The organism is Paenibacillus humicus NBRC 102415, assembly GCF_004000905.1.
In the GTDB taxonomy this organism is placed as follows: Bacteria; Bacillota; Bacilli; order Paenibacillales; family Paenibacillaceae; genus Paenibacillus_O; species Paenibacillus_O humicus.
The window spans coordinates 32,660-44,524 of sequence record NZ_BIMD01000021.1; the positions used below are offsets into that span (position 1 = coordinate 32,660).

Sequence of the window (11,865 nt, forward strand, 5' to 3'; positions counted from 1 at the left end):
ATGTCCGAAAGGCGCGAGCCTCCAGGACATCCTTTTTTTCGTTCCGGATTGTTCGCTGGAAGTAATCGGAAGCTGAAGATGGCTTAAAGAGATTCGCTTTTTTATGGTAAAATCATGAAAGCTTCATGATTGTCCATTTATCGTCATCTTCAGGAGGTCTTGTTTTTGCAGGCTGCATGGGCTGTCGCGATTTTTCTGCTTACCTACGCGTTCATCGTTTCCGAAAAAATCCACCGTACGGTCGCCGCCATGCTGGGCGCTCTCATCGTCGTGGCCGCAGGCCTCGTCGAGCAGCATAAGGCGGTCGAGCATATCGACTTCAATACGCTCGGCCTGCTGATCGGCATGATGATCATCGTGCATGTCACCGCCGAGACCGGCATATTCGCCTACGCCGCGATAAAGGCCGCCAAGCTGGCCAAGGGCGAGCCGGTACGCATTCTCGTCGCGCTGGCGCTCGTCACGGCTCTCGGCTCCGCCTTCCTAGACAACGTGACGACGATCCTGCTCATCGTCCCGGTCACGTTCAGCATTACGCGCCGGCTCAAGGTCAGCCCGATTCCATTCCTGATTACCCAGGTCATCGCTTCCAACGCAGGCGGAACCGCGACGCTGATCGGCGATCCGCCGAACATCATGATCGGAAGCGCGGTCAAGGAGCTGACCTTCCTCGCCTTCATCGAAAATCTGGCGCCGATCATCGCCATCATCATGGCGGTCTATGTGCCGATCTTCATGCTCATCTTCCGCAAGCAGCTGCGCACGACGCCGGAGCTGAAGGCGAGACTGATGGAGATGGAGGAGGACGGCCTGCTGCATGACCGGAAGCTGCTCATCAAGTCGCTGTCGGTGCTTGGGCTTACGATCGCGGGCTTTTTCCTGCATCAGGCGCTGCATCTGGAATCCGCGACCGTGGCGCTGGCAGGAGCGTTCATCCTGCTGCTGCTCACCGGAGAGCGCATGCTGGAGGCATCCCTTGCCGCGGTGGAATGGCCGACGCTGTTTTTCTTCATCGGCTTGTTCGTCCTTGTGGGCGGGCTGGTCGACACGGGCGTCATCGGCCGCTTGGCGGAAAACGCCGTGGATCTGACCGGAGGCGACATGAAATCCGCGTCCATGCTGATTTTATGGCTCAGCGCGATCGCCTCTGCCTTTCTGGACAATATCCCGTTCGTCGCCACGATGATTCCGCTCATCCAGGACATGGGGAGCATGGGAATCGACAACCTGGAGCCGCTCTGGTGGAGCCTGGCGCTCGGGGCTTGCCTTGGCGGCAACGGCACCTTGATCGGGGCGAGCGCCAATCTCGTGGCGGCGGGGATCTCGGCCCGGGAGGGATATCCGATCCGGTTCCTGACGTTCCTGAAATACGGCTTCCCGCTCATGCTGCTCTCGGTCGCGCTGTCCAGCGTGTACGTCTATTTGCGGTATCTGCTGTAGCTGCGGCATACGGCTGTCGAGAACGTCTATAACCATTCTGGAGCCTGACGGATTCCCGGCGGAGCGGTAAGATACGGGGAGCTGAAGGAATCAGGAAAGAGGGCGTGAAAATGGGACAGACATCGGAGGAGCTCAAGCTCAAGCTCCAGCGGATGACAGAGACAAGCAAGGGAGACTGGCTTCAAGAGGATAGCGATCTGCTCTTGGAGGACATGCTGGATCATATCGGGGCCGTAGACCCGGAGCTGAGGGACGAGCTCATCTACTCCGCGTTCGCCAAATGGATCGGGGAAGGATATTTGAGTCCCGGACAGCTGGAGCGTGTGCTGGAGCGCTGTCTTGGGCTGCAGATGAGCGGAATCGGGGAACAAGGGAGCGATACGGTGTTCACGCGCTCCTTCGCCTCTCTGGCGCTGACATGCGTCATCGTCGCGGACAGGAAGAGCGGCGTCCTGAGCGGCGCCCAAACGGAGAAGGCGATCCGCCAAAGCTTGTCCTATATGGAAAGAGAGCGGGATACCCGCGGCTTCGTGCCTGAGAAAGGATGGGCCCATGCCATCGCGCACGGAGCGGATTTGCTTGGTGCCTGCGTCAGGCATCCGGCGTTCCGGCCGGAGCGGGCTCCGGACATTCTGGCAGCGGTGCAGAGTGCTTTTTTCAAGGAGACGGTCTATACCGACGATGAGGACAGCAGGCTGACGACTGTCATCGACAGGCTGCTGGAACGCGGTCTGGCCGATGCTGCGCTGGCGGGATGGATCCAGGGACTGCCGGAGGCGTATGAAGCCTTCCTTTCTTCAGGAACGGATTATTTGGCGGCTTTCCACACCCGTATCGGACTGGCTTATTTCTTGAAGACGCTCTATTTCCGGCTTGACGGGGAGCTTGGCGAAGCCCGGGCTGCCGCAGAGGAAGCGGTCCGACGTCTTCAGACCAACAGGAGGATTTGATATGGGGCTGAGGCCGAATTTGTTTGAAGGAAAGCTCGTCCGACTGGCCGCTCCAAGGCCGGAGGATGTCGCCACAATGGCGCTTTGGATGGAGGATTCCGATTACTTGCGGAACGTGGACACGGAGTACGCGGTGCCGGCTACGGAAAAGCAGATGGAATCGGAGTCGGAGCCCGGCTCCAAGGAAGTCTACTTCCGTCTGCGTGAGCTTGAAGGCGACGAGCTGATCGGCTTCGCGGCCATCCACAGCATCGAATGGAACAACCGCGCCGGGATGCTCGCGATCGGCATCGGGGAGGCGCAGAACCGGGGCCGCGGGTATGGCTCGGACGCGCTGAAGATCCTATTGCGCTATGCGTTCCACGAGCTCAATCTGCACCGTGTCGGCTTGGATGTGATCGAGTATAATGCGGGCGGCATCCGGGCGTACGAAAAGGCGGGCTTCCGCCACGAAGGCAGGGCCAGAGAGGCTGTCTGGCGGGACGGACGCCTGTATGACCGGATCAGCATGGGCATACTCCGCCGGGAATGGGAAGCGGCGCTGGAAAGCTAGAGGGCCGTCTGCCGAACGGCAGGCCAAAAAAGACCCGGGACAAGCTCCCGGGTCTTTTTTGGCGTTGCTTTAAGGTTTAGGATTGAAGCCGATGCGAGAAGCCGAGCGTAATAATCTCCGCAGGACCGGCCGGAAGCTCGGCGCGGCGGCCGGCGTCCAGTCCGGACGCGGTTTCGGCCTGCTCAAGCACGCCGCTCTTGTACCAGCCGGAAGCTCCTGCCGGAGCCTGGACGGCCAGCTTGGCGGGCTCGCGCTTCAAGTTGTACCAGCGGGCCATAACGTCGCCGACAGCGTTGACCTTGAAGGCTGAGAACGCCAGCGCCTCGCCTTCCCAGGCCAAGGCGGCATCGACGGGACGGAGCGTTCCGCCATGGATGCCGGTCTGCGCCGTCGTCCATGGCGTTTCGAACTGGTAGGCCTCGGCATACGCGCCTTCTGCGGCTCCGTCGCCGCCATGCGGGATAAGCGCCAAGCGCGCTTCATGCGGACCGATGCACTGGGCTTCCGGCGTCGGGAACCAGCCCCAGTCTCCGAGCTCTCCCGTCGAGCGGAGCAGCGTGACCGCGATCGTATTGCGGCCGTCGCGGAGCACCTCGTACTCGTTCAGCCCGCTGTTCGCCACGGTAAGACCGGCGCGCGCGCCGGCCGCGGCCAGGCCGCTGACGTCGGCAAAGGCCGTCTGATGCTGCGCGTTGCTCGGGTTGGTCCACTCGGCGGATGGCTCGTTGTCGCGCAAGGCGGCTTCAAAGATGGAGTCCGCCGTGTGGACAGACGTCTCGAGATCCGTCGGGAACAGCATGCGCACCCGGTGATCCTTGGCCTGGTTGTCGAAGGAGGAGACGATGTCCAGCCTTCTGCTTCCCCGCTCCAGCGACAAGGTCGTCGTCAGGCGCAGCTTGACCGTCTGCTCGGAGCGGCCGGCCTGGCGTTCCGGGAAGTAGACGATTTCCCGCTGCTCGCGCTCCAGAAGCTCATCAGCCGAGGCGGGCAGCTCCCATTCGTGGACGATTTCCAGAGCGGCCCGGTACGGAGCGTCCTCGGCAACGCGGACGGATGCCTGCAAGCCCTTCGTGGTCAGCGGCTCTACGCCCTTCGGAGCCATGAACATGTATTCGTTGCCGATGTCGCCGCTGTCCTCATATACGCCAAGACCGGTGTAAACCCGTCCGGTGCGGAGATCGCTCAAGGCGAAGCTGCCGTCCTCGGCGACTTCGGCGCGCAGCAGGCCATTGTCCAGCACGCGGCCTCCTTGGAGAAGGGAAGGCTGCTGCGTCGGCGCCTGCCCGCCTTTCACCCAGGCATAAGCGCGGTGGCCGAGCGCCGGCACGGCGTCAGCGCGGAAGGTCAGGCGCACTCGGCGGGCCTGGTAAGGCTGGCGGAAAGCGTCGTCCGGCAGGTCATAGCCGAACTGAAGACCGAGATCTTCCATCGTGCAAGGAATAGCCTGCCCCTGATCGTCTACGAGTACTCGGCCTTCGAGGCCGATTTCGGAGATGCGGGAGTTCATTTCCGGAATCGGGATGCCATCGCGGAAATAGATCCGTGCCGCGTCGAGTTCTACCGACACGGTGCCGCCGCGTTCATATCCGGTCGTGTTGTTCACGACGAACGGCAGAGCATCGGAGCCGTAGGATCCAAATACCCGGGTGTCCACGGCGTCGGCGAGGAAACGCGCCGTCTCGTCGAGGATGGATTCCGCCACATGGCGGCTCTTGTCGAAGCGGGCGACCATCTCCCGGTGGACCTCGTCCACGCTGCAGCCGCAGATGCTGTCATGCGGATGGTTCTGCATGAGCAGCTTCCAGCCGTACGTGAGCAAGTGATGCGGGTAATCCTTGCCGTGCAGATGAGCGTAGGCCGCAAGCGGCTCCGCCGCGCGCTCCAGCAGAGCTTGGCCGCGGGCGTTCATCTGCTTGAGGTAGACGCGCGAGGAGGCGGTGTTGACCAGCGTTCCCCAGCCGTCCGTGCGCTGGCTGCGCAGCTCGCCCTGAACGACCGACAGAGGCCGCTCTCCCGCCGACTCGCGGACGGCTTGCAGATAGTCCGGGAAGTTGGAGTGGATGAAGGTCACATCCGGCTCTACCGCGCCGGCCATGCGGATCGCCTCGGCCAGATCCGTCTGGATCGGCTGGTGGTCGCAGCCGTTCATGAAGAGCAGATGCGGGGTCGACGCGTATTTGCCGGCGTCGGAAAGCTTGCGCTGCCAGTAGGCGCGGGCTTCCTCGGCTTGAACCGGCACCTCGTTGCCGTTGGAATACCAGTTGGCGAACAGAATGCCGAGCACGCGGGAGCCGTCGGGCCCTTCCCAGATGAGCTCGGAGAAGGAGCTTTCAAAGGCGGTCGACTCTCCGACCTCGTTGTTGAAGCCGGTCGGCTTGACGCCGCGCCCGAACAGCGCGTTGTCGATGCCGGCCTGCGCCATCAGCTGCGGCGTCTGGCCGACAAGGCCGAACGTGTCGGGGAAATAGCCGATCTTGGATACCGGACCCCAGCGGGCGGCATCCTCATGGCCGATCTGCAGGTTGCGGAGATTGGCCTCGCCGCTCGTGAGGAAGGCGTCCTGCAGAATATACCACGGACCGATCCCGATGCGGCCCGCGGTGATCAGGGCTTGCAGGCGTTCGCGGTTGTCCGGCCGCACCTGAAGGTAATCCTCCAGGATGATCGTCTGGCCGTCGAGGAAGAAGCTGCGGTAGCCGGGATCGTTCTCGAGCGTGTCCAGCAAGGTGTCGACGAGCTCGACGAGCCGGACATGATGTTTCTCATAGGGGAGGTACCATTCCCGGTCCCAGTGCGTATGCGAGATCAGATGCGCGGTGCGCTTGCTCATGGGGAGCACGTCCTTTCAGTACGGAGTGGAGTGAAAGCGATGTTGACGATCGGTCTTTGACCAACAGGCAAGTGGAATCAGGCGTCCAGCAGGCCGTCCTTCATCGCCCGGTAAACGAGCTGCGAGAAGAGGCTGTTGGACCAGGCGAACCAGCTGCGCGTAAATACGGCGGGATCGTCGGAATGGAACCCTTCATGCATGAATCCGGTGTCCGCATCGGTCGACTCCAGCATGTCGATCATGGCGAGCTTTTCCTCGGCGGATACGGCTGTGATGCCCTGCATGGAAAGGGCCATATGCCAGATGTAGCCCGGCGGCGTGTGGGGGCTGCCGATGCCTTTGGCCTTGGCGCCTTCGTAATAGAACGGATTCTCCTTGCTCAGCGCGAAGCGGCGCGTGTTGAGATAGATCGGATCGTCCTCGGACGTATAGCCGACGTAAGGGATCGACATCAGGCCCGGCGTGCCGGCATCGTCCATCAGGCAGTAGTTGCCGAAGCCGTCGGTCTCGTAGGCGTAGATGGGACCGAACTCGGGATGGCGGTACACGCCGTACAGCTGGATGCCGTGGTCGACGTCCGCTTCCAGATCCGCCAGCTCCTGCACCATCGCCATGTCGCGGAATACCCATTCCGCTATCTCCCGCATCTGCCGCAGCGTGACGACGGCGAACATGTTGGCCGGAATGTTGTAGTGGAAGTCGCACGCATCGTCGCTCGGGCGGAAGCCCGACCAGATCATGCCCGTATAGTTGACCGGCATGCCGAGGCCGCTGTTGCGCAGCGAATCGGTCGGAATGCCGTTGTTGCGGGTGAAGCGGTAGGGGGACTGCTCCAAGTGCCGCTGCTCCGTTTTCCACAGATCGATTGCCGTCCTCATCGCCAGCTTGAAGTCCGTGTCGAAGATGGCGGTATGCTTCGTCTCGTTCCAGTAGGCATAGGCGAGGCGGAACGAGAAGCAGATCGAGTCGAGCTCGAACTTGCGCTTCCATACCCATGGACCCATGTCGGTCACGTCGGTCGTGTTCCAGTGCCAGTCGTTGCTGGTTTCGTTGAAGGCGTTGGCGTAAGGGTCGATCCGGATCATGTTCATGTGGCGCTTGATGAGGCCTTCGATGATCCGCTGGAGGGAAGGGTCCTCCTTGGCAAGCGGAACGTAGTGGATGACCTGTTCGACGGAATCGCGCAGCCACATGGCCGGAATGTCGCCGGTGATGACGAAGGTGGTGCTGTCAGCCATCAGCTTGGTCGTCGTGTCCAGCGTATTGGGGAAACAGTTGCGGAAAAGCTCGAGCAGCTTCGGACGATGCGCCAGGCGCTGGCCGGCTTCCTCGAGGACGGCCTGTACGGCGGCAGGCGTCTCCAGCTTCGGCATCGGGATTTTGGGGAGGCGGAATTGTTCCATGGAATGATCAGGCTCCTTGTCGAAAGTGAGATTGGGAAGTGGGGATCGTGCAGGTTGTCCGGCTTCTTTGCCGCGAGCTTACTCCTTGACCGCTCCGATCGTCAATCCTTGTACGAAATAACGCTGGAAGAACGGGTAGGCGAGGATGATCGGGCCGGTGGCGAGCACGACCATCGCCATGCGGGAAGTATCCTGCGGCATGTTCTGGAGATTGGACGCCAGCGAGGAATTGCTCGCCGCCTGCGACAGCAGGAACTGCATGTTGGTTTCGATGCGCATCAGCATCGACTGCAGCGGCACGAGATTGGGATTCTCGATGTACAGCAGGGCGTTGAACCAGTCATTCCAGTAGCCGAGCGTGCTGAACAGGGCGATCGTGGCAAGTCCGGGGAGCGCGAGCGGCAGGACGAGTTTCCAGAAGATCTGGAATTCGCCGGCGCCGTCGATTTTGCCGGATTCGATAATGGCGTCGGGAACCATCGTGCTGAAGAACGTACGCATGATCAGGATGTAGAAGGCGTTGACCATCAGAGGCAGAATCATCGCCCAGACGGAATCCTTGAGTCCCAGCATCTGCGTGACGACGATGTAGGTCGGGACGAGGCCGCCGTTGAACAGCATCGTGAAGAAAGCAAAGAAGCCGAAGAAATTCCGGTACTTGAACGTCTTGCGCGAAATGCCGTACGCGTACAGCGTGACGACAAGCAGCGCGAGCACGGTGCCGACGACCGTCACCAGAATGGTGACGCCGTAAGAGCGGAGCAGCGCGTCGCCGTTCTGGAAGACGTACCGGTAAGCCTCAAGGCTCCAATGCTCCGGAAGGATCTGGTAGCCGTTCTCGGCGAGGCTGGATTCCTTGGTGAACGAGATGATGACGATGAAGACGAACGGGAACACGCAAGCCAAGGCGAAAACGGCTGCGATGAGGTTGAAGACGACGTTCCAGCCGGTCGACAGCTTCTGGAAGTCCCGGGGTTTCCGGACGGGCATTGCTTTGGCCATGAGGGGGAAACTCCTTTCGTGCCGCCTGGAGGGCGGCTTGTTGGTGCTTGGTGGTGCGGGTAGATCGGGGCAAAGGCAAAGGCAAAGGCAAAGGCAAAGGCAAAGGCAAAGGCAAAGGCAAAGGCAAAGGCAACCCCCTTCAAACCCCATCCGCTCCGCCGGCAGATCATTCCTCCGATCCCTGTTGAACCCCGGATGCTATGCATCTCCCAACCCCTTGTCAGGGTCAGCATCCGGTCTTCAAAGGGGAACGCTTCGCCGCCTCCCTCACGCACCCCATCTCCAATGGGGTCACGGTCGCCGGCAAAGCTTCTCCAGAACGATTCTGCCCGCTGCGCTCCCGGTTTGAAAGCCCAACCGCCGCCTCCCCCTTATTTATAAGGGGGAACCGCCTTCCGATCGCTTGGAAGGCGGTAATGGGAAAAGGCTGAAAGCCTAGCCGGGGAAGCACCGAAGAGGCTCAGCGGCGCAGCCTGCAATGCCAAGTGTCCCAGCGAAGCGGCTGGGCCTGAAAGGCAGGCAGGCGATGCCGCAATGGGTGAAGCTGAAAGGCAACATGCGATGTCGCAATGGGGGACCTGAGAGGCAGGCAGCGATGCCGCAATGGGTGGACCTGAAGGGCAGGCATGCGAAGCCGCAATGAGTGGAGCTAAAGGCAGGCATGCGATGCCGCAATGGGTGACTTGAAAGGCAGGCGTGCGATGCCGCAATGGGTGAAGCTGAACGGCAGCATGCAATGCCTCAATAGGTGCAGCTAGAAGGATGCATGCGATGCCGCAATGGAGGGGCCGTCTGCGGCCGCTCCGTTGCAAAAGGCAAGAAAGGTCTCAAGTCGCATGAGGGACGGAGAAGGCAGCGGGATTCTGTAGAAGCGGAGCGTTCGCATTTGCCCCCGGGTTAGCGCCGCTAACATCCAATTCAACTAACCTGGGGGCAAGAGCGATCGGAAGAACCCGCTGGCTTCGCAGTCCACTTCGATGCGTTTTAGTACGACTGAACCCGCTGGCTTCGCAGTCCGCTTCGATGCGTTTTAGTACGACTGAACCCGCTGGCTTCGCAGTCCACTTCGATGCGTTTTAGCACGACTGAACCCGCTGGCTTCGCAGTCCGTTTCGATGCGTTTTAAAAATTTCTAGAACAGCGAGTTGTCCTTGTCGAAGCGGCGTACGACCCAGTTGGACAGAAGCACGAGCGTAAAGCCGACGAAGCTCTGATACAGGCCGGCGGCTGTCACCATGCCGAATTCGCCGGTCGTTTTCAAGCCGCGGTAGACGTAGGTGTCGATGACGTTGGTGACGGAGTAAAGCGTGCCGGAGTCGCGGGGCACCTGGTAGAACAGGCCGAAGTCGGCGTAGAAGATCTTGCCGATGGCGAGCAGCGTCAGAATGGTCATGAGCGGCTTCAGCATCGGAATCGTGACGTTGCGGATCTGCTGCCACTTGTTCGCGCCGTCGATCATCGCGGCCTCGTAAAGGGAGCGGTCGATGCCCATGATGGAAGCCAGGTAAACGACGCTGTTGTAGCCGATCCCCTTCCACAGGCTGATGAAGACGAGGATGAAAGGCCAATAGGCGGGGTTGTTGTACCAGTTGACCGGGTCGATTCCGATGGAGGACAGGATCTGGTTGAGCAGGCCTTTGTCCAGGCTGAGGAAGCTGAAGGCGAAGTAGCCGACGATGACCCAGGAGAGGAAATAAGGCAGGAACATGCCGGTCTGGTACAGCTTGGACAGGCGCTTGTTGACGATTTCGGACAGCACGATCGCCATGGCGACCGAAGCGATGAGGCCGAGGACGATGAAGACGATGTTGTAGAGCAGCGTGTTGCGGGTGATGACCCAGGCGTCGCTGGTGCTGAACAGGAACTTGAAGTTCGACAGTCCGACCCAGTCGCTGTCCAGGACGCTCCGGAGGAAGCCGTGGCGGCTGATCCGGTACTCTTTGAAGGCCAGGATGGTTCCGGCCATCGGAATGTAGGAGAAGATGAGGAACCAGAGCGCTCCCGGCAGCACCATCAGCAGAATCGCTTTGTTGCGGCCCAGGTCGCGGAAGAAGCCGGCCAATCCTTTCATGGGGTTGCCTCCTTTTCATGCGTGCGTTTTCAGGCAAAAAGAAAACGGGCGAAGAAACTGCCTTCGCCCGGAATGGTCGTTATCTTACTTCTTTGAAGCTTTCCAGGCGTCCAGCTGAGCTTGGGCTTCGGCGATGATCTTGTCGAGGCCGGCCGCTTTCAGCTTTTCGTTGGCGCGCGGCAGGTAGCCGGCAGGGTCGACGGTGCCGGTCATGAGCGGAGCCCATACCTCGGCTTTGACGTTCTGCAGAGCGGCGATCTCGTTCGCGACCTTGGAGGTGTCGAAGTTGAAGCCGAGCGTAGGAGCGTTTTTGCCTTCGTCGTTGAATTTCTTGAACTCGTCCCATTTGTTGTCCGGGTCGCCCGGGTTCAGGTAGGTGAGCATGACGTTGCCGAGAGAGAAGGTAGGCATGTCGTAGTTTTTGGATTCAGGCAGGTTCTCCATCCGGTTGTCGCCGGTCATCTTGTAGTGCGTGCCCTCGATGCCGGAGTCGACCATGTTGCGCAGCTTGGCGTCGGTGTTGAGCAGGTTCAGGAACTGCATCGCTTTCTCCGGATATTCGGAGTTGGCCGAGATCGCCTGCATGGAGCCCATGACGGACCAGTTGTAGATGATGGACGGGCCGGCCGGCGTCGATTCGATCGGATAGCCTAGGCTGGCGCTCCAGGTGTTGTCGGCGAGCGGCTGGGTCGTCGCGAGGTCGATCAGCCATTTGCCGGTTTTCTCCACGTCGCCGGTCGAGGTGGTCGTAGCCGCCTCAGGAGAAATGTAGCCCGCTTTGTAATACTTGTTCATCGTTGTCAGAGCCTGCTTCATTTCCGGCGTGTCGAGCACGTTGACGATCTTGCTGTTGTCGCCGTCAAGCGCGACAGCCATCGGCAGGCCTTGGATGATGTAATCGTAAGGGACGAACGGCGTGAAGTTGTTGTCCATTTTCAGGCCGAGCACGCCCGGATTCTTTTCCTTGTTCGCTTTCAGGATCGGTTCGAGATCCTCAAGCGTCTTGACGTTTTTGTAATCCAGACCGAGCTTGTCCAGGTTCTGCTTGTTGAAGCGGTAGACCGTTTGGGCCGGCAGTTCTTTGTTGGCCGGGATGCCGTAGTTGTGGCCGTCGACCTTGGAGCCTTCGAGGAAGGCCGGGTCCAGCGTGTCCACAATGCCTTTTCCATCGGATTTCAGCAGGTCGTCGATGGCGAGGAAAGCGCCTTTGCGCGCATTCTGCACGTAATCGAAAGCCCAGGAAGAAGTGAACAGGATGTCCATCGGTTCGCCGGAAGCGGTCATCACGCCCATCTTCTGGTTGTAATCGCCGAAGTCGATCTGCTTCAGGGTAACGGTGGCGCCGATTTTCTCGGCCGTGTATTTGTTGACTTCAGCCATGACCTTGTCGGTGTCCTTCTGCGGAGCGCCGATCGTGTACCAGATCAGGTTGACGGGCTTCTCCGCCGTACCTTCCGCGGCACCGCCGCTTTTGCCGCAGGCCGTTACGGTCAAGGCTGCGGTAAGGATGAGGGCGATCGCGCCCATGGCTTTCGGGGATCTCTTTTTCATGCCGGTGAATCCTCCCTTTGCGTCTGTCTGTGTTGAACTGCTTATCCTCACCTTACCGGATGAAA

The 11,865-nt window shown here is 60.4% G+C and carries 9 protein-coding genes; 4 read left to right on the forward strand and 5 right to left on the reverse strand.

The window, feature by feature from the left end; genetic code table 11:
- The first annotated feature begins 159 nt into the window (after positions 1 to 159).
- The 3 genes from PHU01S_RS14085 to PHU01S_RS14095 all read left to right on the forward strand — a co-directional run bounded on the left by PHU01S_RS14085 (position 160) and on the right by PHU01S_RS14095 (position 2,943).
- Entirely contained in the window at positions 160 to 1,440 is a 1,281-nt protein-coding gene (locus PHU01S_RS14085; protein ID WP_048746827.1) for an ArsB/NhaD family transporter, read from the forward strand.
- Positions 1,441 to 1,550: 110 nt separating this feature from the next.
- Positions 1,551 to 2,390, forward strand: a complete 840-nt coding sequence (locus PHU01S_RS14090) for a DUF2785 domain-containing protein (RefSeq protein WP_049868814.1) — start codon at positions 1,551 to 1,553, stop codon at positions 2,388 to 2,390.
- 1 nt (position 2,391) lies between these two features.
- Positions 2,392 to 2,943 (forward strand): GNAT family N-acetyltransferase, encoded by a 552-nt coding sequence (locus PHU01S_RS14095; RefSeq protein WP_048746823.1) that lies wholly within the window; start codon positions 2,392 to 2,394, stop codon positions 2,941 to 2,943.
- Between the two features lie 76 nt (positions 2,944 to 3,019).
- Here the strand turns inward: PHU01S_RS14095 and PHU01S_RS14100 are convergent, their stop codons facing one another.
- The 3 genes from PHU01S_RS14100 to PHU01S_RS14110 all read right to left on the reverse strand — a co-directional run bounded on the left by PHU01S_RS14100 (position 3,020) and on the right by PHU01S_RS14110 (position 8,178).
- Complete coding sequence (locus PHU01S_RS14100) at positions 3,020 to 5,773, reverse strand: alpha-mannosidase (RefSeq protein ID WP_049868815.1); 2,754 nt, start codon at positions 5,771 to 5,773, stop codon at positions 3,020 to 3,022.
- 77 nt (positions 5,774 to 5,850) lie between these two features.
- Complete coding sequence (locus tag PHU01S_RS14105; protein WP_127508076.1) at positions 5,851 to 7,176, reverse strand: glycoside hydrolase family 125 protein; 1,326 nt, start codon at positions 7,174 to 7,176, stop codon at positions 5,851 to 5,853.
- Positions 7,177 to 7,254: 78 nt separating this feature from the next.
- On the reverse strand, positions 7,255 to 8,178 hold the full coding sequence (locus tag PHU01S_RS14110; RefSeq protein WP_048746819.1) for a carbohydrate ABC transporter permease: 924 nt from the start codon (positions 8,176 to 8,178) through the stop codon (positions 7,255 to 7,257).
- Positions 8,179 to 8,656: 478 nt separating this feature from the next.
- Here PHU01S_RS14110 and PHU01S_RS26340 point away from each other — a divergent pair, with 478 nt between their 5' ends.
- Positions 8,657 to 8,821: a hypothetical protein gene (locus PHU01S_RS26340; RefSeq protein WP_218032453.1), complete on the forward strand. Its 165-nt coding sequence runs from the start codon at positions 8,657 to 8,659 to the stop codon at positions 8,819 to 8,821.
- 489 nt (positions 8,822 to 9,310) lie between these two features.
- Here the strand turns inward: PHU01S_RS26340 and PHU01S_RS14115 are convergent, their stop codons facing one another.
- Together PHU01S_RS14115 and PHU01S_RS14120 are read right to left on the reverse strand one after the other, a co-directional pair.
- Entirely contained in the window at positions 9,311 to 10,249 is a 939-nt protein-coding gene (locus tag PHU01S_RS14115) for an ABC transporter permease (RefSeq protein ID WP_021880223.1), read from the reverse strand.
- A gap of 84 nt (positions 10,250 to 10,333) precedes the next feature.
- On the reverse strand, positions 10,334 to 11,800 hold the full coding sequence (locus PHU01S_RS14120; RefSeq protein ID WP_048746815.1) for an ABC transporter substrate-binding protein: 1,467 nt from the start codon (positions 11,798 to 11,800) through the stop codon (positions 10,334 to 10,336).
- Positions 11,801 to 11,865: the final 65 nt, after the last annotated feature.